Source organism: Alphaproteobacteria bacterium RIFCSPHIGHO2_01_FULL_41_14, from assembly GCA_001767855.1.
Taxonomy (GTDB): Bacteria; Pseudomonadota; Alphaproteobacteria; order UBA7879; family UBA5542; genus 2-01-FULL-41-14.
Genome location: MEMF01000002.1, coordinates 79,214 through 102,598, shown reverse-complemented (window position 1 = coordinate 102,598; position 23,385 = coordinate 79,214). Strand labels below are relative to the sequence as shown.

At 40.1% G+C, this 23,385-nt stretch carries 20 protein-coding genes; 9 read left to right on the top strand and 11 right to left on the bottom strand.

Annotated features, from left to right (window positions below; all coding sequences use genetic code 11):
- Nucleotides 1–10 precede the first annotated feature (10 nt).
- Entirely contained in the window at nucleotides 11–631 is a 621-nt protein-coding gene (locus tag A2621_00500; GenBank protein OFW90092.1) for an oxidase, read from the bottom strand.
- Between the two features lie 153 nt (nucleotides 632–784).
- On the opposite strand from A2621_00500, the gene A2621_00495 reads away from it, so the two are divergent.
- Nucleotides 785–1,891 carry a hypothetical protein gene (locus A2621_00495; GenBank protein ID OFW89402.1) on the top strand — a complete coding sequence of 369 codons (1,107 nt, stop codon included), beginning with the start codon at nucleotides 785–787 and terminating at the stop codon, nucleotides 1,889–1,891.
- A gap of 247 nt (nucleotides 1,892–2,138) precedes the next feature.
- Here A2621_00495 and A2621_00490 read toward each other — a convergent pair whose 3' ends face one another.
- The 10 genes from A2621_00490 to A2621_00445 all read right to left on the bottom strand — a co-directional run bounded on the left by A2621_00490 (nucleotide 2,139) and on the right by A2621_00445 (nucleotide 15,527).
- Nucleotides 2,139–3,944: a DNA mismatch repair protein MutL gene (locus tag A2621_00490; protein ID OFW89401.1), complete on the bottom strand. Its 1,806-nt coding sequence runs from the start codon at nucleotides 3,942–3,944 to the stop codon at nucleotides 2,139–2,141.
- The gene (locus tag A2621_00485; GenBank protein OFW89400.1) at nucleotides 3,944–5,251 is read right to left on the bottom strand and encodes a hypothetical protein; all 1,308 of its coding nucleotides are present in this window, start codon (nucleotides 5,249–5,251) and stop codon (nucleotides 3,944–3,946) included. The genes A2621_00490 and A2621_00485 overlap by 1 nt, the downstream gene beginning before the upstream one ends.
- Nucleotides 5,252–5,689, bottom strand: coding sequence for a hypothetical protein (locus tag A2621_00480; GenBank protein OFW89399.1), 438 nt, complete (start codon nucleotides 5,687–5,689; stop codon nucleotides 5,252–5,254). It lies immediately after the preceding gene.
- Between the two features lie 52 nt (nucleotides 5,690–5,741).
- Nucleotides 5,742–6,845, bottom strand: a complete 1,104-nt coding sequence (locus A2621_00475; GenBank protein OFW89398.1) for a hypothetical protein — start codon at nucleotides 6,843–6,845, stop codon at nucleotides 5,742–5,744.
- 101 nt (nucleotides 6,846–6,946) lie between these two features.
- Entirely contained in the window at nucleotides 6,947–8,086 is a 1,140-nt protein-coding gene (locus tag A2621_00470) for a hypothetical protein (GenBank protein ID OFW89397.1), read from the bottom strand.
- Between the two features lie 7 nt (nucleotides 8,087–8,093).
- On the bottom strand, nucleotides 8,094–12,161 hold the full coding sequence (locus tag A2621_00465; GenBank protein ID OFW89396.1) for a hypothetical protein: 4,068 nt from the start codon (nucleotides 12,159–12,161) through the stop codon (nucleotides 8,094–8,096).
- Complete coding sequence (locus tag A2621_00460; GenBank protein ID OFW89395.1) at nucleotides 12,162–12,947, bottom strand: hypothetical protein; 786 nt, start codon at nucleotides 12,945–12,947, stop codon at nucleotides 12,162–12,164. It lies immediately after the preceding gene.
- Nucleotides 12,948–14,288: a hypothetical protein gene (locus tag A2621_00455; protein ID OFW89394.1), complete on the bottom strand. Its 1,341-nt coding sequence runs from the start codon at nucleotides 14,286–14,288 to the stop codon at nucleotides 12,948–12,950. It abuts the gene before it with no gap.
- Nucleotides 14,289–14,398: 110 nt separating this feature from the next.
- Nucleotides 14,399–14,956, bottom strand: a complete 558-nt coding sequence (locus A2621_00450) for a hypothetical protein (protein OFW89393.1) — start codon at nucleotides 14,954–14,956, stop codon at nucleotides 14,399–14,401.
- 1 nt (nucleotide 14,957) lies between these two features.
- Nucleotides 14,958–15,527, bottom strand: a complete 570-nt coding sequence (locus A2621_00445) for an ATP:cob(I)alamin adenosyltransferase (protein ID OFW89392.1) — start codon at nucleotides 15,525–15,527, stop codon at nucleotides 14,958–14,960.
- 83 nt (nucleotides 15,528–15,610) lie between these two features.
- On the opposite strand from A2621_00445, the gene A2621_00440 reads away from it, so the two are divergent.
- From A2621_00440 to A2621_00405, 8 genes are all read left to right on the top strand, one after another.
- The gene (locus A2621_00440; protein ID OFW89391.1) at nucleotides 15,611–17,011 is read left to right on the top strand and encodes a D-alanyl-D-alanine carboxypeptidase/D-alanyl-D-alanine-endopeptidase; all 1,401 of its coding nucleotides are present in this window, start codon (nucleotides 15,611–15,613) and stop codon (nucleotides 17,009–17,011) included.
- Between the two features lie 75 nt (nucleotides 17,012–17,086).
- Nucleotides 17,087–17,479, top strand: coding sequence for a Co2+/Mg2+ efflux protein ApaG (locus A2621_00435; protein OFW89390.1), 393 nt, complete (start codon nucleotides 17,087–17,089; stop codon nucleotides 17,477–17,479).
- Between the two features lie 3 nt (nucleotides 17,480–17,482).
- Nucleotides 17,483–18,937, top strand: a complete 1,455-nt coding sequence (locus A2621_00430; protein ID OFW89389.1) for a hypothetical protein — start codon at nucleotides 17,483–17,485, stop codon at nucleotides 18,935–18,937.
- Between the two features lie 55 nt (nucleotides 18,938–18,992).
- Nucleotides 18,993–19,502: a hypothetical protein gene (locus A2621_00425; GenBank protein ID OFW89388.1), complete on the top strand. Its 510-nt coding sequence runs from the start codon at nucleotides 18,993–18,995 to the stop codon at nucleotides 19,500–19,502.
- A 5-nt stretch (nucleotides 19,503–19,507) separates the two neighbouring features.
- Nucleotides 19,508–20,653: a hypothetical protein gene (locus tag A2621_00420; protein OFW89387.1), complete on the top strand. Its 1,146-nt coding sequence runs from the start codon at nucleotides 19,508–19,510 to the stop codon at nucleotides 20,651–20,653.
- A 104-nt stretch (nucleotides 20,654–20,757) separates the two neighbouring features.
- A complete protein-coding gene (locus A2621_00415; GenBank protein OFW89386.1) occupies nucleotides 20,758–21,684 on the top strand; it encodes a hypothetical protein in 927 nt (308 codons plus the stop codon).
- Nucleotides 21,674–22,924 carry a hypothetical protein gene (locus tag A2621_00410; GenBank protein OFW89385.1) on the top strand — a complete coding sequence of 417 codons (1,251 nt, stop codon included), beginning with the start codon at nucleotides 21,674–21,676 and terminating at the stop codon, nucleotides 22,922–22,924. The genes A2621_00415 and A2621_00410 overlap by 11 nt, the downstream gene beginning before the upstream one ends.
- 154 nt (nucleotides 22,925–23,078) lie before the next feature.
- Nucleotides 23,079–23,366 carry a co-chaperone GroES gene (locus A2621_00405; GenBank protein OFW89384.1) on the top strand — a complete coding sequence of 96 codons (288 nt, stop codon included), beginning with the start codon at nucleotides 23,079–23,081 and terminating at the stop codon, nucleotides 23,364–23,366.
- The last annotated feature ends 19 nt before the right edge of the window (nucleotides 23,367–23,385 follow it).

Here is a 23,385-nt window from a genome sequence, read left to right as displayed (position 1 = left end):
GTAGCATACCCTACTGTTTTTTTAAAATATCAGAAAAATAATGATTCACATCCCGGTGAGTTCTCTCATCTTCACGAATAGAGATGATAAGATCGCTTAATCGAGCGTTCTTTTTTAAGTTCCAGTACTGGATGCCAAAAGTAGGGGCGGGACTATTCTCGATGGCACCAATCAAAACTTTTTTGAGATACTGGGAATAGCTATGAATTGCTTCTTCTTCGAGATATCCTACAAATCGGTGGGCGAGCCGAGAGGATAGGACATACAAAAGGAAATAAGAACCTATAAAGAGAAACTGCACCATATAAATCAACACCCGTTCAAGCCAGGTGGGTTTGGCAATATGAATAAAGGCCATTAGGTGCATACGCTCGTTTTCTGCCTCCTCTAAAAGACGTCTAATCCACCCCTCATCCTCTTTTATTTTCCGAAGGCATCTAAAATGTAAGAGCGCTCCGCCAACCATGCCGGGAATGGCAGCAATGGTTTCAATAAATACGGCGCGATGGCCATAACGCTCACGGAAAAAGAGATCTGCCAAGATGCGTAAAAAGACTGCCAATCCATGAACAATTTTTTCCCCAAAGGTAAGCGGGCGATGATGATGGTCAAGAGCGTAATGTGGAATCATAAGAATCATGAAGCTTCCGATTTCAAATGGTACCAGTGTATACAAAACCACCCCAGAAAATCTACTTTAAAATCTTCTTGAAGAGCAAAAAATACTACTTTCAACAGTGATTAAAATTTTGTATAAAGAAGATCTTTAACAGGAAATCGTGACGTGCTTAAAAAATTATTTATTTTCCTTAGCTTTTGTTCGTTTGTACAGGCCAGCATAATTCCTGATCCTGGAGCAGATCTTTATCCTGGTATTCATAAAGTAGACAACGAACTCTATTGGGCACCCATGGCAAAACATCCTGGTTTGTTCCTCGTCATGGAGCGCGTAACAAGAAGAAATCTTGATTTATGGTGTCAATATGCAAGAATACAGCACCAATTTGCAGAAAAGGACTCTCGTAAAACCACAAGAAAAAACGAAGCAGGCCAAGTTCTTCCGCCACTCCCTCCGCTGGCAGGAATCCATCATTTTGAATTGGTGTTAGAGGACAGTAAGTCAGACAAAATTTCTCTAAATCATAATGAGGTATGGGTGGCTTACATCACCAGTGATGAAGCGCCTCAACATATCCCGGACTATATGAAAAATTATTCCAATGGAAAGGGATTTCCTTTTGCTCAGAGCATCAAGATGTTTGTTACCATTGCATCATCTAAAGAAGCTCTATTAACCTCCCATATGGGAATTTCCTACTCTGTAGAGAGCACTTTTCAAAAGAGGCCTCCACAAATTTCCATGGATCTTCATTCTTTTGGCGCTCAGGTCATGCGACGCCGTAATCCTGAGAGGCGCTTTATGATGAATGCTCCTGTGTTTGGCATGGCAAGAATTTTGATAAAAGCTCTGCCACCAAGGTCTGTCTTTGTTGGTACCATAGAAATGCGAAAACATATGTTGGAAGGCATTTCTATTTCTTTTGATGAGTTCAGGAAGAAAGATCTCAACTCAGAGAAAGACGAGTTTGATTTTAAAATGTTTCGAAACCCTTATCTTTCTCCTCTTTCTGAAAAAGGAGATTCGGAGGAATTCTTGGGCTTAATGAAGGACCATCCCCCTCTTCTGTCCTTCGGTGATGGAGACGGAGTAGCAATAAAAGATCACGTGACAATATACAAGCCAGGGGAAGATCACTCCGTTTGGATGTCTATAGAAAAAGGGAATCCAAGTTACGAATGGCTATTTACTGAACCTTTTCAAGCGGCACAGAGAACTTACTTTGTTCTGACGCGTTTGGATGCTCTCGCAGACGCGGTGCCCGTGGCTTGAAGCTGAATTATATGAGTTATATTTTTGTCACATCTCATTGAATTTTGAGTCAAAATCTGATACGCCGTATTCATTTCTTTAAAAACATTTGCACAAAGCCTCTTGCCATCACTCTTATGGCACTCGCCACTCTGTTGTCCACCTCCCTTACTTCTGCTCCCGACAACAACCCATCTCCTCTTTACACGAGAAGAGCGCTCTAACTCAGAGGGTCCCCTATCAAATAGAGATAGAGTGTACAGAGTCGTTAGCGCCGACCAAAAAGTTTTTCAATATCTTTGAGCTTGAGTTCAATTTGGGTGGGTCGGCCATGGTTGCATTGGCCAGAATAGGGCGTTTGTTCCATCTGGCGCAGCAAGTCGTTCATTTCTGACAAAGACAATTGGCGGCCAGAACGGACGCTGCCGTGGCACGCAAGGGAAGAACAAATCTCATGAAATTTTTTTTGTACTGTCATGCCCTCTCCTTCTGAAGCGAGATCTTCCGATAAATCCTTGATCAGGGGTCGTATGTCCGTCTGTCCCAAAAGAGTGGGAACCTCGCGGATGAGAACAGAGTTAGTACCGAAAGATTCAAGAACAATCCCAAATTGAACGAGATCTTCTTGGTTTTTTATGAGTGCCTCATATTCTTTCTTAGTCAGTTCTACCACTTCTGGGATGAGTAGGATTTGGCGCTTTACTTGATTCTGACTCATGTCCTGCTTTAATTTTTCATACACGATGCGTTCATGGGCCGCATGCTGATCGACAATCACCAATCCATCTTGGGTTTGGGCCACAATATAATTTTCATGCAACTGGGCACAGGCAGCGCCTAAGGGAAAGTGGGTTGGATCAACGGAGGGAGCATCCATGACAGCAACAGATTCCATAATGCTACTGGAAACAGGCTGATACGATGTAAAGGCCATAGTCTGTTTTTTCATGGGCTGAAAAAAAGACGGGCCATAGGAAGAAGGAGATGAGGATCCTAACAAAGGTTGTTGAAAAACTTCTTTGGGTCGAAAAGAACTAAGTGCGTCGTCGGCCACACTTGTGGCGGATCGATGCTGCATTCCTGATAAGGCTTGTTTTAACGTGCTGATAAGAAAGCTGCGGACAAATTGGGTATCTTCAAAGCGTACTTCTGTTTTGGCAGGATGCACATTCACATCAACAGAACGAGAAGGGACGGTGAGGTAAAGACATAAGAGAGGGTGGCGATCATGAGCTAAAAAATCTTGATAGGCGGCCCGGATAGAGACGGAAAAGAGTTTGTCTTTTACGGGGCGTCCGTTCACAAATAAAAACTGAAATTGGGTATTGGTGCGGTTCAGAGTGGGGAGGCCGATAAATCCAGATAAAAGATAGTGATCACGATGAGCGTCTACAGCAAGGGCATCATTTTCAAATTTATGTCCCATCACTTGGCTGATGCGTGCTAGCAATCCTTCTTGAGATTTTTGCTGAGCCGCGTATGAAAAAATAAGTTTTTGGTCAGCCATCAGAGAAAAGGATCGGTCTGGATAAGCCAGAGCCAATCGCTGAAGACGATCTTCTATATGCTGAGTTTCAACAGGCGTTGTTTTTAAAAACTTAAGGCGTGCAGGGACCGCAAAGAACAAATCACGGACTTCGATCTTAGTACCCAGATGGGCAGCCACTGGGGTGCACTCTTGGATTGTGCCTCCTTCCACGGATAGAGACCATCCTTGATTTGTCTCCGCAGTCATGCTGGTGAGAGTCAACCGGCTAATGGCCCCGATGGAAGGAAGGGCTTCGCCGCGGAATCCAAGCGTTGCAATATTAAAAAGGTCTTGATGAAGCAGTTTGGAGGTGGCATGACGTTCGATGGAAAGGCGCAAATCTTCAAGACCCATCCCAGACCCATTGTCTGTGACAGATATATAGCTTTTTCCGCCATCACGAAGAACCACATCAATCTGAGTGGCGCCTGCGTCAATGGCATTTTCTGTCAGCTCTTTCACCACGGACGCTGGACGTTCAATAACTTCACCGGCAGCAATTTGATTAATGAGGTTAGAAGAGAGGCGTTGGATCGTTGTGGCCATTAGGGATGCAACCGTTCTTTTATGGTTTTTTCCAAGTATTTTTTGGCGAGCACTTTTCCTTCTTCAACGGCAGGTTGATCAAAGGGGTCGACTCCATACAGATCGGCCATAAAAATAGTTTCTAGAATAAAGTGCATCATTAAGGTTCCCATAAAATCAGGAGAAAGAATGGGAATTTCTAAAACACGGGTAGGACGCTGATTTTTAATAAGGGTATCGATGGTGGCGCGTTGCTCAGCTTCCATTAAATCTCCCATGGTAGAGAATGAAAAACATTTAAGATCAGCAGATATTTTAGAAAAGTTTTCTGAAATGGACTCCCCTTTATTCTCCATAGAAGAAACAATGATTGTATGGAATTTATCGGAGGGGCCGTCTAAGTAGAGCTGTAATTGACTGTGTTGGTCGACGGTGCCTAGCCCACTCACGGGTGTTGTTCCATGGCCTTTCTTCCCTAGACTTTCTGCCCACAGTTGACGATACCATAGGCTAAAATAATGAAGATCATCCACATAAGGAGTCAGGACAGAAATGGTTTTTCCTTTTTTGACTTCTAAAGCATGAGAGAGGGCAGCCCCTACTGCCGGGCCAAAGTTAGAAGGATCATCTAAAGACAAAAGACGATCAAATACTCGGGCAGCCCCTTCCCTAATAAGGACCGGATCAACGCCCGCAATCATGGCAGGAAACAGACCAACAATAGACAGGGCAGAAAAACGACCCCCTATCTTAGGATCATGGTCTAAAAGAGAAATATGGTAAAAGTCTGCAAGCTGTCTGAGGGGAGATGGTTTTGGTTCCGTGATGATGATGAAATGATCCCTCACAGAATCCGTGCCCACCTCTTTTTGTACTTTTTGAAGACACGTCATAAACTGAACAAGAGTTTCAGCAGTATTCCCAGATTTTGAAATCACAACAAACAAGGTGCTTTTAAAGCTAAGCTGTTTGAAAAGGGACTGAAAGGTGTGTGGATCAATGTTATCCATGAAATGGAGGCGATGCGATGTTTCTCGATGGGCAAGAGCATAAAAAGCCTGCCCCCCCAAACTCGATCCACCTGTACCCAAAATAACGGTATCGGTAAAATCATCTTGGATTTCTAAGACAAGATCCCGAAGCGCCGCAATGTCAGTTCTTAAATAGGGCAATCTAAGGAGGGGGAGTGTTTCTTCTTCATGAGCCTTCTTTAATTTTTGAAGAGTTTTTTTTAAAGTCGGAAGATACTCTTTCAAAAAATTTTCAGATAACCCTTCAGTATGTATGGTTTTACTGAGACAACCTTTAATCTCTTGATGAAAATACATTTATTTGTCCTCAACTGATGATTCAGTCTCTAATTTTTCTTGTTCTTTACGGGGATCAATAATCGTGCCTTTTTCTGGTTTTTTCCAGAACACCAGGGTGCGTTGGATCTTTTCTTGCATGGTAGGTTCAGCATGGTTATCACGATCAATGGCGCGTCGAATGTTGGGGTTTCTTTTGTCTGATCCAATTTTTTCTAAAAGAATTTGCTCGGCTTTGTGATCAGAAGAAGAAGCGGGAAGGGCCTTAGAAGCCGGTATCAGAAGACCCCGTGCTTTCTCTGCTGTTGATTTTTTTCTTTTGTATGGTCCTTCTTCGGGGTTTTCTATGTTCAAGGAAGGAGGAATCTCAAGAGGCTCATTTTGAACCGTTTCAAATTCATTGGGGGCATAATGAGTAATGCCAATTTTTTCTTTAAAAGAGGAACAAGAAGTTAACATCAACAGGAAGACACTGTTAAAAAATATCTTTATTTTCATGGAAAAATCCTATCTATTGTCTTGCTTTAATATGAGCCCACATTCGGGTTGTTTTTCTTTCGTAATTGAGGGGTAGTGTTTCGCTTAGTTTCAAATTGTCTAGAACTTCTTTGGGTGGAAAAATAATCTTACTGTTCTTTAAGTAAGCCGGTATTAATTTTTGGGCTGGAACATTGGCAATGGTCATGAATGTGTTCTCTAAATTAACAGCAGCAATGTCAGGGCGCATCATAAAGTCAATGAATTTATGCGCATTTTCTGGGTGTGGCGCATTTTTGGGAATCGCTAGTAAATCACACCAAGCTCCTCTGTGCTCACGAGGAATCACAAACAATAATTTCTTTTTGATTTTCTCAGCGAGTCTTTGAGCGTGAAATGCCTCTGCCGACCATGTTTGAACAAGGCATGCTTCCCCACTCACTGCGTTTGTGATCATTTTATCCGAACTAATAGCGAAAAACTTTATATAAGGACGAATTCTCTCCACAACTTTTTTCACGGTGTCTATTTGGGATAAGTCCTTATAGTTAGGTTTAATTTTTAGGTAAGCGAGAAAAGCTTCCAATGCATCTTGAGGTTGATCAATCAATCCAACACCGCACTTAGATAATTTTCTCATAATTGTTTCATCGAGGATAATACGATATGTATCCAGAGGCGTATCAGGAGGCAAGTATTTTTTAAGGGTGTCTGGATTATAAAGAAACCCCGTGGTGCCCCAGCTATAAGGGACTCCATATTTGTTACCTGGGTCCACCGTCTCTAGTAGTTTCACAATATGCGGATCTAGATTTTTCCAGTTAGGTAATTGTGAGCGATCTAAGGGACGATATAATCCAAGCCGTACCTGACGGCTGTAATAAGGCACAGCAGAAGGCATCACCACATCATAAAGGGAGCTTCCTGTTAGGAGTTTCGTTTCTAGAATTTCATCGCCGTCATAATAGTCACATTTAATCTTGATACCGGTTTCTTTTTCGAATTTTTTTATGGTGCTTTCATCAATCGTGCCAGCCCAGAAATAAACATGAACAACTTTTTCTTCTTTTTTACAAATAGCTGTAAAAGAAAAACAGAAGATAGAAAAGAAGAATAAAATTTTCCAAATAAAAATCATGTTAACCCATATACATTTGAAATAACCATACGATGATCATGCAGAGAGTGCAACTAGGAAAAGATATCCAAGTTCTTAAAAACTGCTGGGGCCATAAAGGATTAAGAAGAGGGATCGGTTGATTGTGGGCCGGAGAGAGCGTCACCTGTTTCGGAGGTATTTGTCTCCTGGGCCATGCCGAGAAGATGTTTGAGGTCTTCAAGGGAACTTGGATCTTTAATCATTTCTTGCAGCAAGTTCTTTAAGTCTAAATTACTCCATCGAATCGCGCGTTTAATAAGATGGGGTGATGGGCTGTGGGGATCAAGTTTTTCTAAATAATCTGCGGCCTGATTGATAAGAGCATAGGCATCAGAACGGCTGTTCATCACCATGTCCACATGCACATTTGTATTGGCAGCAGGGGGCGTGTTTTCTGAGGAAGAGGCGTTTTCTTCCTCTTCTCCTGCCTCGAGTTTGACTGAAACATTTTCTTGAGGCTGATGCCGAGCGGCTAGCGTCTGTTCGAAAAAGTTAATAAATTCTTGTATTTTATCTTGAGCGTGATAAAGAGAGGGGCCGTCAGCCCCGAACTTACTGTCTAAAAACGACTGCAGATTTTTAATAAGAGTTAGGGTTTCTTCTCCATCAGCTTTAAGACCAACAAAAAAATCGTCTTTGGTTTTTTTGAGACTTTTTGCAAATCCGGTTCTCTTTTCAGAAAGGTTTTGCTCTTCTGAAGAACCCGTAATAACAATACCCCCATCTTTTTGGAGATCAAGGTAGGTTGAATAGGAATAAGTTAAAAGATCTGGATCATCAGGGGCTGTTACTTCAATCTTATTAAACCGATTAGATAATCTTTCATTAATCCAATTATATGGCGCGCTTCTGAACTCAGGATCTTGCGGATTAAGTTGAGGGAATGCTGTATCCCAATATTTCTGAGACATCTGTAAAAGTAAATCAAACCCTTGCTTGAGCCCTTTCATACTATAAAGAGACATCCAAGCTTCTAAGAGCCAAGCAACAACCTGCAAATCTTTCGATTGTGTTTGTAAAATATTTAGGCATAGTTTTTCAACGTCCCCCCAATTTGCAGATTTTAAATCTTGCACCCACACACCCTGGGGCAAATCTAAGTCTTCTCGAGAGGCTTCTCTGATTTGATCATATTCTGTGCTATATTTAAGGTCTTTTCCTTGAGGATTTGGACCGGGGATGTCTTGTAAAAGAGGATCTAGCGTTTCATAAAGGGGCATGATCTTTTCACATTTCTCCTATTAGTTTGGGAGCTTGGACCGGGAAAGTTGGAATCTTGAAGTTAACAGCGTTTTGGCCTTTCTCTGTTTGAGGCATAAGTCTCAGATACAATTTAGCTAGGGAAACTGGGGCGGTGGCTGAAGGGGGTCCAAGGGGGATTTCAAATTTTAAAAGGACATCATTGGTAAGGGAGCCTCCTTCTTCTGGTTTTGCAAGGTGCAGCATGATCGCACGCAAGATACTCCAAGTGCCTTCATAAACAAATAAGGATCGATCATTCACCTTTACGAGGGAGGGAATATTCGTCTCTGTTAAGGGTAGGAGAACAGAGGGAGTGGTCCACTGAAAGCCGAAAGAAACAGGGCTACTCATCACCCATCGTCCATTGGAAACCCCTGAACCATTTTGTCGAATACTAAGAGATTTATCACCAAAAATAATGGCCCAATCTGATATTTGGTTTCCGAAGGATTCTTTAACCCTATTGTCTCGGAATTTAATGTTAAAGGTCATCCCAGGATCACTGTCTTTTTTTAGGGGAGAAAAATAAGTCTCGAAGAATTTTTTGACGCTATCAAGCTGAGAAATGAATTTTTCGACTTTCTTCCATCCATTGCTGTATTTTTTGGACTCTTTTAAGGATTGTCTCACACCAGGTGTTAAAACTTCTAACTCTGTAAAGAGTTCTTGTAAGAGTGGCCAAGAAGCTTCAGATTCGAGTTGAGGGGTGTTGGGAACCTGTCTCGTAAATGGGAAAGAGTTTGCAAGATAAGTGTTAAAGGTATTTTCCAGTTTATTATATTGTTGAGCCCCCTTCTCAGCTGCCAGTTCCTGACAACGTTTATACATACTCCGCTTGAGATCATTTTGTTTCTCAGTAAAATAATCACTAGAGGGTTGATCAAATTTCTCTGGTTTCAAGTCTGTGAAACACGTTGCATAAGTAATTTTATTACCGTCCTCTTCCATGAATTTTTCAAGAGACTTCATAGAGCCGCTGGCTTTAGATTTTTTGTAGGAAATGGCCTGCTCCACAAGACCATTCCATTTACTAATCAATTTAATTTGATCAATATTGGTATCAAACAAATCTGCTTTAAATATTTCGATAACAGGTTCGGCATTATTAATGACCATAGTTAAAATTCGGGCACTCTGATTCGCAAAATAATCCTTCATCTCTGAGACGTCGGTTATATTAAAGGCCTTAAGGACACCGTCAGTTTCTCCTTTCCAGGATGAAAAACTTTGATCTGGGGGTTGATAATAGGCGCTGTCTCTTAAAGTTTTGTCGAGGTTTTTTAGGTTCTTATACATTTGTTCAAACAAAAGATTTCTAAGCCTTAAATAAGTTGCTCCTCCTCCCATCGCATCCAGATCCTTAATGAGTTTGATGAACAAAGGACCCACTTCATTAATGTTCATAGACTGGGCGCGTCTCGCATCTTCAGCTTGTTCTGACCAATCACGCTGAGGATCTTCATAGAAAGTCTGGGCCTGCTCAAGCATGGCTTCTATATTTCTTTGAGTTTGGTAAAAACCAGCTTGACGAAGAGTATCTTGCAAATTAGCAGGATATTTTGTGAGCTCTGTCCCTACGAAAGATTTATAAGCCTCCACGAGAGAAACAGCATTGCGTACGGCCTGAGAATCCCAGTGTAAGAATTGTCCTTGGGGAATTTTATCAACAAAGAAAGATCCGGATGCTTTTTGCATAAAAGGTTGTTGTAAGAAGGTATCTAATTGCTTTTCAAGATTGATAAGGCCAGGAGAGGGCTCTAATTTCTGAGTCTGGGGGGAAACACTTAAAAAATAACCAGTTATAGAAGATCCATAACTTCTTAGATATCGAACCGCTTTTTCATACATTCTACCAGAGGTTTCAGACAGAGTTTGAGGAATATTCGTTCCTAGCAAGCCAATATGTTTGATTTGATCAATCAATTGTTGATAACGAGAGCCGGGGTTGAATTGGGGGTTCGAAAGCCAGCTTCCTCCAGCCTGAGTTAAGAATCCTACTAACTCTTTAATGTCGGAGATGCTTTTTTTCAGGATTTCCAGATCAGGCTGGCGTCTTCCTTCCACATGCTGAAGAGAATTTTGCAATCGACCAGCTAAAGAATAAATATACTCAGGGTCTAGAATTTTTCTAAGGAAGACATCATAGAGGAGATAAAGTCGTTTTTCGGCGTAAAGGCGGTAGCTGCTTATATCAAATGTTTCGTAAGAGGCCTGTGTAATAAGAATTCTTTTTGCAACTCTGGATTTTAAGAAATCAGGGCTGAGGGAGTAACCATAAAGATAATTTAGAATTTCCGCTAATTGGAAGAGATCTTGAGTTTCTTGTAGAGTTGCATAAAGAAGGCTTGCTCGCTCTAAGTTAGCCAGACCTTTTACATAACCTTCCAGTAACAAAAATTCTGAAGTTTCAAGAGGTGACTGATATACTTTTTGAGACGGGGTTATCGAGAGGGGAGCCGTTGTTAAGCGATCTGCTTTCGCTCCTAAAAAGGCGGCCATATTCCTTGCAATGATTTTGTTATAAAGTTCGGCTGTGACATGATCAAGTTTGTAAACAGTGGGGCTTACCCATGACATGGGAATCAACAGGTGGCGTAACCGATAAGTATAAATAGTGTCTAAAAGTTGGAGGACTGCTTTCCCTTCGTGTTGGGTAATATCCACCTTCTTTTCTTTAAAACTATTGTCCCAGTTTTTAGTTTCCAGATCTTCCTGAACTTGTTTGATTAATGGCCGAATATGGTAAAGGGTATCTGTCAAATATTGATTGGTCCAACAGAGCCCATAAATCGCGATAATAAAAGCTGCCGAGATAGAGAATCTCAGTAAATTAATTTTTTTACTCATAATGAGGAAAAACTTTTTAATAGGGGTCGCAAGCCCGAATTCAGAGAATATTTTTTTGGTAAATAAATCAGATAAAAAAGGTTGAGCTAGTATTTTTAACGATGCATTCTCTTCCCCAGTTCCTGTGACAAAGAGGCCCCTAAAGATAAAGTGATCGTCATAGTCTCCTGTTTTAAATAAAACGCTGAGATAGGTTTGAACTGAATCTTGGAGCTGAATAAAACTTTCTGGGAAAGCAACAACTTCATTACGACCAGGGTTTTCCGTCGATTCATTCCCGAAAATTCGAATAATGATTTCGTATACTGAGGCATACATGGTTTGAAATGCTTCTGAGATCCACTTTGGATCAAAAGAGAGATTGGTGGCGTAAGGGTTGGACCATCCAAATGGTTCTCCCAGAGACTTTTGAGGCAAAGATTTTACAAAGCTTTGGAACCCTCCAACTTCATCGCATTTTGTCAATAAAGCATAGAGAGGAAGTTTCAGGCCTAATATTTTTTCAATTTTGACCAACTGGTTAGAGAGCTGGTGTGCTTGTTCTACCAGTTCAGGTTTTGACAGCTGCCCGGGGCCTGCAAATTGAGTAGAGGGGACAGTAAAAATAATCCCATCCAGAGGACGATGAGGGCGATACCGTCTGAGTGCTTTCAAAAAAGTTTCCCAAGACTCTGTCAGAGAGGGTTGTTTTGAGTCCAGAACTCTTCCGCTAATATCAAGAACAATTCCCCTTTCATAGAACCACCACTGGATGAGAGGATGGCCATCTGGGTTGCCAAAATTTGGGCTGGAAATGGGGGTTGATAAGGTCAAGTTTCCTAATAAAGATGATTTTCCTGCACCTTCAGTACCAACCATGATAAACCAAGGAAGTTCGTAAAGAGTTTTCTTAGAGCCCGTTCTTTCCTCGAGAGCCCGAACCACTTGTCGCATAGATTCATAAAAAGGTCCCTGAGGATAAATGCCGAATAGATTTAGAATGCCATAAAAAAGATCTTGAAAAAAATGTTTAAAGGAAAGAGAGTTAAGCTCTCGTTTTCCTCCCAACACATCTTTTAAGGCCCCAAAAATTGAAAGAGTACGGATGCCTACTTTTTCGAATTGCTCCTTAAGACCAATTCCCGACAAATAAGTGGCCAACATAAAGACAAGACTTCCCAGTCCGAGAATAGAGAGAATGAGCTGGAATGAAGAAATATCACTCATCTAAAATCCTGACCATTTTTCAAGTGTGCGAATAAGAGGAGAAAAAATATTCATATGCGTTAACCAAATGAGAGAAGACACGCCGATAAAACCTACCAGAATGACTCCTAATGATATCCACCAAGGGCGAGAATCTGGGATTATTATGTTTTGCCGATCATCAATAATGTTTTCATACACCTGAGGAAAAAGAGGGGATCTATTTTCCAATAAGTCTAGATTGTCAGCAGTAATATACCGGTATAGTTTTTTTCGATAAGCAAAAAGTTCGTCTTCGTTTTTTGTTCCCCGGTATCTTCCCTTAAAGCCCAGACCCAAAGCAAACAAATAAAGGGCAGCCATATCTGTTGATTGGGAACTCTTAGCACCTAGAAGAAGGTCTAGATTTTCAAAAAATTTATCCCCCGAATCTTGTGTGTTGTAAATAAGAGATTCTAATAAGTTATCCTTCCACTCTTCACTGCCGCGCCAATTTAAATTGATAAAAATCTCATCTGCCAGAGCGACCATGATGTATTGAGCTTCTCGATAATATGACGCCACATAGATTTGGTTACTCACTTCAGAATATTGAGACATAAAGAGGTTTTCTAATCGTTGTCGGATACGATGACCGAGCGTTTGGTCTTGGGACTGAGCCAATTCAACCGCGGTTTCATCGGGTGTTTTTGTCTCTTTTTTAGAAATCCCATGCTCAAGAGCCATGTCTTGTAAGATAAGCAACTCACGATAGAAAGTTCTAAAATCTTGTAATATGGCAGATTTCAAATAGATATCTGTGTGCATCTACCCTGCCACGTATAGAAAAAGATCTTCAGGACGAGAATCTTCTCTGTCAGAAGGGTTAAATATTTTTAAGAATTCATCGGCTCGAATGAAGGCAGGATCTACTGTAACCTTCACGAAAACTTGATCTTGAACTGCAGCTAGACCCATTTCGGGAATTTGTTCTACCAGCTCTCTTTCTGCCCCTAGAATTCTTTTTTCCTTTATATCTTTGATCGCAAAGTCACAAGAGATGACAGCTCCCTTAATCCAGCTAATGCCTGTGGCCCGGCTCATGTTTTTTCCAAGACGCACACCAATAACAAGGATTTTATTAGCCAAATACGGTTCTTTTATTTGTTGCTGGAACACGCTTCCGTCTTGATCAAAAATAATAGAAATGGAGGCGCTTTTTATAGATTCTATGATTTCATTAATGAAATCCATTATCGGGCTGAAGGTGGCGTTTAGATCACTATGATTATAAGGAGGAAAAACAGGCGGAGGTTTATTGTGGTTCAGAGCGCAATAAGTACCCGCAGCGATATTAAGCTCTTTATACATCTCATAGGGATGAGTGTCGATTGACTCATAAATACCTTCTAGCGATAAAATGCGGCTGGTTAAAACGTTATAAACGGTGTTGTAATAATCTAATACTGAAATCAGATCTTTTGTTTTAAGCCCTTGAAGACGAACAGACAGATAAGAAATGTGTTGCCTTAGTTTTGTAATCAAAATTTTTAATGGTTCTGCAATGGGTCCCTCTGTGCCAAAAGAAAGAGTAGGCGGAATAAAGTTAGTTTTACGAAAAGCTCCATTTTGGACAAGAATTTTCATCAGAGGGAAAGCAGAGAGGCGAGCAGATAGCTTCTCTTCTGTAACGAGCAGCGCTCTTAAAGAAAGTTTGGCTATGTTAAGAGGACTTTCTCCTGTATTTTCATCTACAATGGCATTTGATTCTGCGGAAATGTAGCGAGGGAAATCACCTGTCGTATTGGCGCTGTCTGGTTGACGCTTGATAACAGCTAAGTAAATGGTCGCTTCTTTATTCTCTAATTCTCCTTTGAGAGAGGAAATATCTATTTCTAAGAAGGGGGGGGTGATCTTGTCTTTTTCCAAGACAGATCCATCTGGGAAAACAGCTAAAACCGAATTAATTCTGATGATACCACTTGGCAATAAGGCTTCGTCTATTTCTAGGGACCGTATGCCCCAATACCACGGCGTAGAGATGGAAAGATAACATAGGGCTAATTGTTGGATTTCATACCGCATTTGTTGATAGTGATGAGGATAAAGAAGCTGCCCTTCATACCACTGAACAAAATCTTGAATTTTAAAGCTAAATTTTTCTTCCATACCTGCCCCGGTAGACGACTTTTTAATATAAAATACTAAAAGAGTCTCTCCCCTTCACCTTACAATTTCCATTCAGACAACTCAAGAAAAAATGCCAGCAGAAAAAGGGGCTAGGAAAGAATTATTTTTTTGTCAGGGGATCCCCATTCGATGGCTTGAGCGCGGCTTAATTCTTTTTCTATGAAAAGCTTTCTGTGAACGGCGTCATTAATATCAAACTTGCGGTTTTCCGATATCTCGAAGACGGGTTGGATGAGGTTTTCTATCTCTCTTTTTTGTTCCGCTGTTAATTTAGATACATCTATATAATTTAGAATGAGAGCTTTTGATAAGTTATGAAGAACAAGCCATGCACGCTGACTATACTGTTTTAGGCTTTCTATCTCTTTTTTGTAAGCCTCCACATTGCCCACTTCGAAATTCTTTTCATAGAATTCTTCGTAAAAGGGGGCCTTGTCATCCGCCTCAGAAAGCGTCTCAATAAAAATCATTGCGCATTCCTTTATGCGGGGTCTGTCAAGGGCACAGTTGGTGAGTATGTTTAGGGCGGTAGATAGGGAGGCTTGACAGGCTTTAGCAGGGTCTTTTGGGCAATATCCCAGATTTTTTGTACTTCCAGAGCTAACGAACAAGGTGCCTAAAAGAAATAGGTATAAAAATAAACTCATTTTAAGCTCTTTCCATCTGGCTTTTGGCAGGAATCCATAAAACATCCTCTGTTCCATTATTATTCAAAACCCGTCCTAACACAAACAGGTAGTCTGAAAGACGATTAAGGTACATGACTACCTCTGGATTAATTTTGTCTTGTTCAGACAGGGCAATCACATCTCTCTCCGCTCGTCGTGCAATAGTTCGAGAGAGATGAAGATGGGCAGAGGCAGCAGATCCACCGGGGAGGATAAAGGAAGAAAGAGGGGCTAAGTTCTTATTAAAGGAGTCAATTTTTTCTTCCAGCCACTGCACTTGATTGTCTTTCAACTGCAAGGATTTTTTAGGAGATTCCTCGGGAATACATAGGTCAGCCCCCACATCAAAAAGGTCATTCTGAATGTGTCTTATCTCTTTTAATGAGGGGTCAGACAAAAAAAGACCGGTCACGCCTAAAGCGGCATTTAATTCATCTATGGAGCCGATAGCTTGAATACGTAAAGAGGTTTTTGAAATTCTTTTTCCATCTCCTAATGAAGTGGTTCCCTTATCTCCTGTTCGTGTATAAATCTTCGTTAACTTTACCATGTCGCTAGTATACTATCTATTTATTCAAGAATCCGCAATAAACGGAGGTTGATTTTCCAGAGCGTTCCACACATACTGAACTCATGAAAAAACTCTTTCTTTTAACCATTTTTGGATGTCACATGTCTTCAGCTTTTTTTGGTTCTTCACTTACGGGGACGATCGATTCCTTAATTCAGAAAACAGCCCTCGATTCTATGGTTGGTATGGAAATTCGAGATCTGAATTCTGGAAAAATAATTTACGAAAAGAACCCGAATCTCTTGATGAGGCCAGCCAGTTTGGAAAAAATCCCAACAGCCTTGGTTGCCCTTTCTCAGCTTGGGCCCACTTATCAGTTTGAAACTTCCCTATTGAAAAAAGGGAATGCTGTTTATTTAAGATTTGCAGGAGACCCCACGTTTACGTTGGTTGATTTAACGGCTCTGTTTAAAGCCTATAAGCAAAAAAAGGGATCCACTATTGCAGGGGATATTATGATCAACCAAGAGACTGTCCCCGTATTTCCTCACGTGGAAGGGTGGTCAATTGAGGCAACGCGTTTTTTATATGGAGCTCCTATCTCCGTACTTAATGTCAACAAAAATACGATTTGTTTCAAATTGATTCCAGGGATAACAGATAAACGAAAGCCCACCCTTATTTATGATAAGAATCAACCCCCCTATAAGATTGATAACCAATCTATCTCAACCGCTTGTTTAGAGGAAGAATATATTGAGCGATGTGATTTAGATCTGGAAGAGAGGATTTCCATTAAGGGGTGCATTCCGAATGGATCTCCTGCTTTTAAGATATGCCTCCCTGTAAAAGAACATCGTTTTAAAGAATATATACGAAAATGTATTCATACGGCTTTAGAAGGGGCGGGGGTTTTCTTAAAGGGAAAAATTCTTTTCCGCCCCTTTCCTAAAGAAAAACCCCATGTTTTGGTCCAACATTTCTCGGACCCCTTATATGATATTTTAAAAAAGGGAATAAAAGACTCGGATGATACGATTATGGAATCTGTTCTAATCCCTTTTATGCTGGAAAACCCTGATAAATTTAGGAAGCCCAAATATCTCGATACTTTTATGAAAAAAACTCTGCAGGACTGCCTATCCGTTGATTTATCTCGAGCCGTGTTTATGGATGGATCTGGGCTTTCCCACCATAATTTGATTTCCGCTCATCAGATGGCAGACCTTCTTTGGGAGGCGTTTCGTCATAAATCTTTAAAGGAACCTTTCTTAGCCTCACTAGCGGTGGGGGGAGAGGACGGTACTTTGAAGCTCCGACTTAAGAACTTACCAAAAGGGGTAAAAGTGTTGGCGAAAACAGGAAGCTTAACAAGCATTAGAAGCCTTGCAGGATACATCCTAAAAGACGAAAAGCCTAAATATCTTTTTGTAATGATGATGCAAAATTTTTCTGAAGATGGAAAGGTTTATGAGGATTTGCAAGATAAAATAGTCACCTCTTTAACTCAGAGTATTTCTTAAATAGATTATGTAAAAATTCGATTGAACTTGGACTATAATTTAGATACTCTATAAATAGATGCGAAGGGAAGACTTATGTCTATGACACAAAAAGAACCAATTGAAGTCTTTGCGGAACCGGTTTATTTAGAAGAAGAATCGGAACCTTATTCTGAGCAATTTGTTTGGTCTTATAAAATCACTATCAAAAATCAGAGCGAACGTGCTGTAAAGCTTAGAAAGAGGCATTGGAAAATTACTGATTCGAACGGATTAACACACGAAATCAAAGGAGATGGTGTCGTTGGGATGGAGCCCGTTGTGAAGCCCGGGGAATCCTTTAGCTATACAAGTGGGGCTGTTTTAAGCGCACCCTCTGGTATTATGTTTGGAAATTATGAGATGGAAAGCTTAGAAGGAGAGCCCTTTAAAGTTTCTATTCCTGCTTTTTCTTTAGACAGCCCTTACGAACACCATCAGTTCCACTAATGAATGGTACATTTTAGATCTATATTTTATCTAATTGGGTGGCTTGTTCTTATTCTGGCTGCTGCCATGATCCCTTCTGTTTTAATTGATTTTTTTACTAATAATCCAGATTATAAGGTTTACCTGTTTTCTCAAGCCATTATGGTTTTTTTTGGGGTGCTTTTTGTTTTCTCCAATAAGTCTATTTCTGAAATTGAGTTTGATAAACGCGATTCTTTTATTCTAACGGCAATTACCTGGCTTGTTGGGATTGGGTTTTCATCCATTCCTTTTGTCCTATCTTCTATTAATGTGAGTTATACGGATGCGTTTTTTGAAACGGTATCTGGCCTGACGACAACGGGTGCTACTGTTTTAAAAAATTTAGACGCAATGCCCAAAGGCATTTTGTTTTGGAGGGCTATGTTGCAGTGGTTAGGGGGTATCGGAATCATTGTGATGGCTTTGACCCTCTTAACAGATATGCGCGTGGGGGGGCTTGAGTTATTCCAGTCTGAATCGTCAGATCGGTCAGAGAAGTTTTTGCCTCGGATTGCTCAGATCGCCAAAGTTATCTTTATTACTTATCTAAGCCTGACTTTGTTGTGTTTTTTGGCTTTACTTGCCTTGCGGCTCAGTTGGTTTGATGCTCTGTGTCATAGCTTGAGCACAGTGTCAACGGGAGGATTTTCAACGCACGATCTATCCATTGGGTTTTTTCAAAATAAACCCCTGGAATATGTGCTTGTTCTTTTTATGTTTTTGGGGGGTGTGACCCAGCTTTTATTTGGTCATCTGTTCACAAAAAATTGGAGGCTTTTCTTTAAAGATGATCAAATAAAGGCTTATGGATTGATTACCCTCTTTTTTGTCGGGATTGTTCTTGTATGGAATCTGATGACTCAAAAAGGAGGAGATGTTTTTGATCTTATTACCCAGACCATATTTAATGTGGTGTCGGCGGTCACAACAACGGGCTTCTGTTCTGGAGACTATAATGTTTGGGGGGGAGTTGCTTTGATGGTTTTTTTCTTTGCCCCCTTTATTGGAGGCTGCACGGGATCGACGGCAGGGGGTATTAAGGTGTTCCGCTTTCAAGTATTATGGCGATTCACCTTTATTTATTTACAAAAGCTTCGTCGACCTCATGGTGTTTTCTTGCCAAAATATAATGGAAAACAAATTTCAGGATCTATTTTTGATTCTGTTGCGGCTCTTTTCATTCTGTTTATTTTTTGTTTTGCTGTTTTATCTTTTTGTTTATCTCTCTTCGGATTAGACATTGTGACAACTCTTTCGGCTTCAGCATCTATGTTGACAAGCTTGGGTCCTGGACTGGGCAATCATATAGGGCCTAGCCAAACCTACACTGAGCTTGGGGATTCCGTTAAATGGATTTTGATGTTGGGGATGCTTTTGGGCCGTTTAGAATTAGTCACCATCTTAATTTTATTTCTCCCTTCTTTTTGGAAAGACTAAATCTCTTGAATTCCATTGCTCTCTATGTACAATAAATAATAGGGAGCGCACTACAATGAATAAAAAAGAAAAAAATAATATCTATAGCAAGCATATTTCGGTTCTCTTAAGAGAAGCTCGCATGAAAAAAGGATATAAAATCCATCACGTGGTGGAGTCTCTCAATATTAGAGAAGAGTTTTTACGGGCTATTGAAACAGGACAATTGGGCAAATTACCGTCACAAACGTACACACTTGGGTTTGTCAGATCTTATGCCCAGTTTTTAGATTTGGACCCTTTTTTAACGCTTGATGCCTTTAAAAAAGCATATCATATTCATACCAGTGAAACCCTAGAGGTTCCTAGTGGAGAAGAATTGAGACTTATTTCCATGTCAGATAAATTAAGCAGCCCTTTTTCTGTACTATATAACTCTCAAAAAATCTTGATTTTAAGTCTGGTCATTGTAACTTTGTTTTTATTTTATAAGGTCTTTTCTTCTTATCCACGGGCACATTCAGATGGAATAAAGATGGCTTCTCCCATTGCTCAGAGCGGATATTCTAAAGAAAAACGTCCTTAAGTTTTTTGAGTGGGCTCAAAAATAATGCAAAAATAAAAAAAGTCTTGTATCCTGAAAAGGATGCAGGGAAGTGTATGATTCAGTTTTGCAAAAAAAGTTTTCTCTTTTTTCTTTTGTGGGCCAGTGTTTGTGTCCCGCGCGCCAACCTCACGGTGAAAGACATTCAGGTGGGGACAGAAATAAAAAAAACACGGATTGTTTTTGTCTTAAGTCATCCCATTTCTCTGTATGTAGAGTCTTCAGAGGATGGTTCTTTATTAGTTAAGGCTCCGGAAGACACCTTTTGGAAGATACCTGAACAAAAGCAAGCAAAACAGGGGGCTCTTATTCAATATGATCTTATGGGATTTGGATCGCGTCGCGCCTGTCACTTGATTTTAGAACCCTACACACGTCTTGTGGGAAGTTTCTTAAGAGGAAAAACGTATATCTTGGATCTTATAACTGATGATCCTCCTTTACCAGAGCCTGAGCCTGAAGAACAAGAATCAGAATTAAATGCCTTGCCACCGGAACCTCCCCAGCCGACCACAGTTAATATTCAACAAACGTTAGAACTTCCCAAAAATGAAATTAATGCCTTAATAATCACGCCTAAAGAAGACGGAACAACTTGGATTCTTATTAATTCAGACAAACAGGATTTTTTTGAATCTCAGATCGTGCCAGAAACCAGGAAACTGTACCTTTATTTGCCTAAAATTAATTGGCCTTCAATGCAAACAGAAGTGATAGATAGCGGTAGCGTGCAATCTTATGCAGTGGATGAATCTGTTCCTGGTTCTTCCACTATTATGATGGATTTAAAAGAAAATACAGATACTATTGATCTTGTTTCTACCCCGAATTTGGATGGAACGTATGATTTTGTCTTAATTTTAGCAAATCGTAAGGCAACAGACGCAGAAACAAAAAAACTTGCGGAAAAAAGAGTAGAACTTAAAAGCGTGGTTGGAGCTAGTAAAGCCATGTCTTTTAAAATAAATTCTCCACAACTAGTCCCGGAGGTTGGTGAAATCATGGCGGTTGATCAACCTAGTGCGGGTGGTGGAAATACGGAAGATCTTTTGTTTGATCCTGCGGAATTTATTGAAAAAAAACAAGAGCCTGATTGGGTATCTGAAGCAAGATCTCAATTAGAAGAGAAATAAAAGTATTTTTTCTAATAGAAAAAAGGCTATGTATAACAATAAGTTGACTTTGACAGAGATGTTAGGAAATACCTTTCAATTTAGGGGTATTTTGAAGAGCAGAAATGAGAATAATTGCCTTAAAAACACTCATATTTCTAGGACATACCGGCTGTGATTTTGGCGGGCATACGATCCTAGGGATTCCTAGATCTACCATGTGGGCTCATATTAACGAGCTTGAAAAAGAGTTAGGGGTTAAGCTCGTCAATCGAAAAAAACAATCCACTACCTTAACGGAAGAGGCCAAGTCCTTCATTCCGTACGCTGTGAAACTTATAGATGTTTATCTAGAAGGAGTCCATAGCGCTCATAATCAAAATGTTCAGGAAATGAAAGGGGAAATTGTCATTAGCACAACAGCAGCTGTTTCCTCTAGTTGGTTAATGCCCGGTCTTAAAGAGTTTTATGAAAAACATCAAAATTTAAGATTGAACATTATTGCAAATGATGTTTTGTCTAAGCAGACAGAAAGAATCTCTGATATTCTTTTAAGACCTGTTAGAGATGACCTAGAGGGATTTCGAAAGGTTTGGTATATCCCCTATCACCATGTTTTGTTGGCTAGTGCCAAGTATATCGAGCAGTATGGTTTGCCTAAAATCCCAGAGGATCTTTTGAAACATAAAGTTTTAGCGTATGGAGAGCATGAATTTAGTCATTTCGATGATATTAACTGGCATATTAAGGGGAAATTTGGTATTCCTAGATTAACTCCGTCTATTACGGTAAATTCTACAGTTTCCCTTTATAATGCGGGGAAAGAAGGTTTGGGCATTATTTCTGCCCCTCAAGAATCAAACGATATTTATAAGGGAGAGCTTGTTCATGTGCTCCCTAAGATCAAAGGTCCTGTTATCCGGAGCTACTTTTGTATGAAAGAAACGCATAATATTTCTGCACAAAATCACATGGATCTTTTTCGTGAATTCATGGAAGAGTACTTCAAGAGAATTGGTATAAAGATATTTCGCGATAAACATGAAAACTAAGACGGGTATTTCTATAATCGGAGGTCACATCGTTGAATGCTTTGATGTAACTTTATACGGATTCTTAGCCGTTCAATTGGCTCCCATTTTTTTTCCTGACATAGATGAGTATGCGCAGAATATGGCAACTTTTGGAGCTTTTTCTGCCGGATTTTTGGCGCGACCTTTAGGTGCTTTATTTTTTGGCTATATTGGGGATAGAATTGGTAGAAATAAACCCCTCCTTCTGAGTATGGTTCTTGTCTCTATTCCCACCCTTATTATTGGGTGCCTCCCTTCACATGCGTCGATTGGGATCATAGCTCCGATTATCTTAGTGGCGTGTCGACTGGCTCAAGGTTTCTTTTATGGAGGGGAACTGACGGGCGCCAATCTTTATATGATGGAAAATTTAGAGAAAAGGCACAGGGGAAAAAATGCAGGTAGTTTGGTTGCCTGGGGTGTTTTCGGGGCAGTTTTGGCCAGTGGTTTGGCAGCGATTGTAAATTTAGAGGGAATGCCCGAATGGAGCTGGAGAGTCCTATTTTTTGTTGGAGGCCTATCTTCTATCGCGGTTTATTTACTGAGGAGAAAATTTCTAAAAAAAATATATTTTACAGATTATAAGAACCCTAGTGAGGAAGAATTTTTATGGGTCGCTTTACTTAAATATCATAAAAAAGTTTTATTTTTAGGATTCTTTGTTTTTGGGCTTTCTCTTATGCCTCTTTACCTGACAACGGTATTTGCAAACTCTATTTTTATCAGTGTGCTCGGGTATACAAAGTCTCAGAGTATGGTTTTAAATATGTCCACCATGATTTTATGTGCGGGAGTCATTATGGTTGCTGGTCGACTATCCGATAAAATCGGTTTTTTTGAGTTAATTTCATTTGGAATAGCGTCAACTGCCGTGGTAGCAGTGCCTTCTTTTTACTTGCTAACATTGGAATTTGTTACCCTAACTTCAGTCCTTTTATTTGTAGCTATCCTTAATATTTTTGGTAATATTCTTAGTGGATGTATTTCCCCTTATATTGGGAGTCTTTTTCCTGCGCGCTGTCGATATTCCGGTCTTGCTTTTTGCTTAACTATGGGGGGTGCTATTTTAGGAGGGACAACTCCTAGAATGGCACAGTTCTTGCAGAAAGAATTTCACTCTCTTTTAGCGCCAGGGTTTTTACTTATGGGATTGAGTTTGATAACGCTCCTTATTCTAGTTATCGTCCATTTCCAAAAATCGCCTTTAAAAACAGATTAACTTTCTAAAATTTCTTCTCAAGCTTCGTAAAAAATTATCTTGATCGTCTCCTTCTTGACACCCATCAGACCCTATGTTAAAGAAAATAGCACTCAGTTAACTAGAGTGCTAAATTAGAAATAAAGTTTTAAAATGTTTAAGAAAGGAAAGTGCGATGCAGTTTAAACCCCTTCATGATCGTGTACTTGTTGAACGAATTGAACAAGAAGAAAAAACAGCTGGAGGAATTATTATTCCCGATACGGTCAAAGAAAAGCCAATTGAAGGAAAAGTATTGTCAGTTGGTACTGGCGTTATGGATGATCGCGGATCTGTACATCCTTTGTCTGTTAAAGCAGGTGACCGTGTATTGTTTGGAAAATGGTCGGGAACCGAAGTAAAGATTGGTGGAAAAGATCTATTAATCATGAAAGAGTCGGATATTTTTGGGATCATTGGTTAGTTTTTAAGTAAATTTTAAT

What these genes read in the sequence shown, in the direction of transcription:
- A2621_00475 (OFW89398.1), bottom strand. Translation starts at nt 6,845, where the DNA reads ATGATTTTTATTTGGAAAATTTTATTCTTCTTTTCTATCTTCTGTTTT.
- A2621_00435 (OFW89390.1), top strand. Translation starts at nt 17,087, where the DNA reads ATGTCTATGACACAAAAAGAACCAATTGAAGTCTTTGCGGAACCGGTT.
- A2621_00440 (OFW89391.1), top strand. Translation starts at nt 15,611, where the DNA reads ATGAAAAAACTCTTTCTTTTAACCATTTTTGGATGTCACATGTCTTCA.
- A2621_00480 (OFW89399.1), bottom strand. Translation starts at nt 5,689, where the DNA reads ATGTTAACTTCTTGTTCCTCTTTTAAAGAAAAAATTGGCATTACTCAT.
- A2621_00470 (OFW89397.1), bottom strand. Translation starts at nt 8,086, where the DNA reads ATGCCCCTTTATGAAACGCTAGATCCTCTTTTACAAGACATCCCCGGT.
- A2621_00415 (OFW89386.1), top strand. Translation starts at nt 20,758, where the DNA reads ATGAGAATAATTGCCTTAAAAACACTCATATTTCTAGGACATACCGGC.
- A2621_00445 (OFW89392.1), bottom strand. Translation starts at nt 15,527, where the DNA reads ATGGTAAAGTTAACGAAGATTTATACACGAACAGGAGATAAGGGAACC.
- A2621_00405 (OFW89384.1), top strand. Translation starts at nt 23,079, where the DNA reads ATGCAGTTTAAACCCCTTCATGATCGTGTACTTGTTGAACGAATTGAA.
- A2621_00490 (OFW89401.1), bottom strand. Translation starts at nt 3,944, where the DNA reads ATGGCCACAACGATCCAACGCCTCTCTTCTAACCTCATTAATCAAATT.
- A2621_00465 (OFW89396.1), bottom strand. Translation starts at nt 12,161, where the DNA reads ATGAGTGATATTTCTTCATTCCAGCTCATTCTCTCTATTCTCGGACTG.
- A2621_00430 (OFW89389.1), top strand. Translation starts at nt 17,483, where the DNA reads ATGGTACATTTTAGATCTATATTTTATCTAATTGGGTGGCTTGTTCTT.
- A2621_00500 (OFW90092.1), bottom strand. Translation starts at nt 631, where the DNA reads ATGATTCCACATTACGCTCTTGACCATCATCATCGCCCGCTTACCTTT.
- A2621_00425 (OFW89388.1), top strand. Translation starts at nt 18,993, where the DNA reads ATGAATAAAAAAGAAAAAAATAATATCTATAGCAAGCATATTTCGGTT.
- A2621_00460 (OFW89395.1), bottom strand. Translation starts at nt 12,947, where the DNA reads ATGCACACAGATATCTATTTGAAATCTGCCATATTACAAGATTTTAGA.
- A2621_00450 (OFW89393.1), bottom strand. Translation starts at nt 14,956, where the DNA reads ATGAGTTTATTTTTATACCTATTTCTTTTAGGCACCTTGTTCGTTAGC.
- A2621_00410 (OFW89385.1), top strand. Translation starts at nt 21,674, where the DNA reads ATGAAAACTAAGACGGGTATTTCTATAATCGGAGGTCACATCGTTGAA.
- A2621_00485 (OFW89400.1), bottom strand. Translation starts at nt 5,251, where the DNA reads ATGTATTTTCATCAAGAGATTAAAGGTTGTCTCAGTAAAACCATACAT.
- A2621_00455 (OFW89394.1), bottom strand. Translation starts at nt 14,288, where the DNA reads ATGGAAGAAAAATTTAGCTTTAAAATTCAAGATTTTGTTCAGTGGTAT.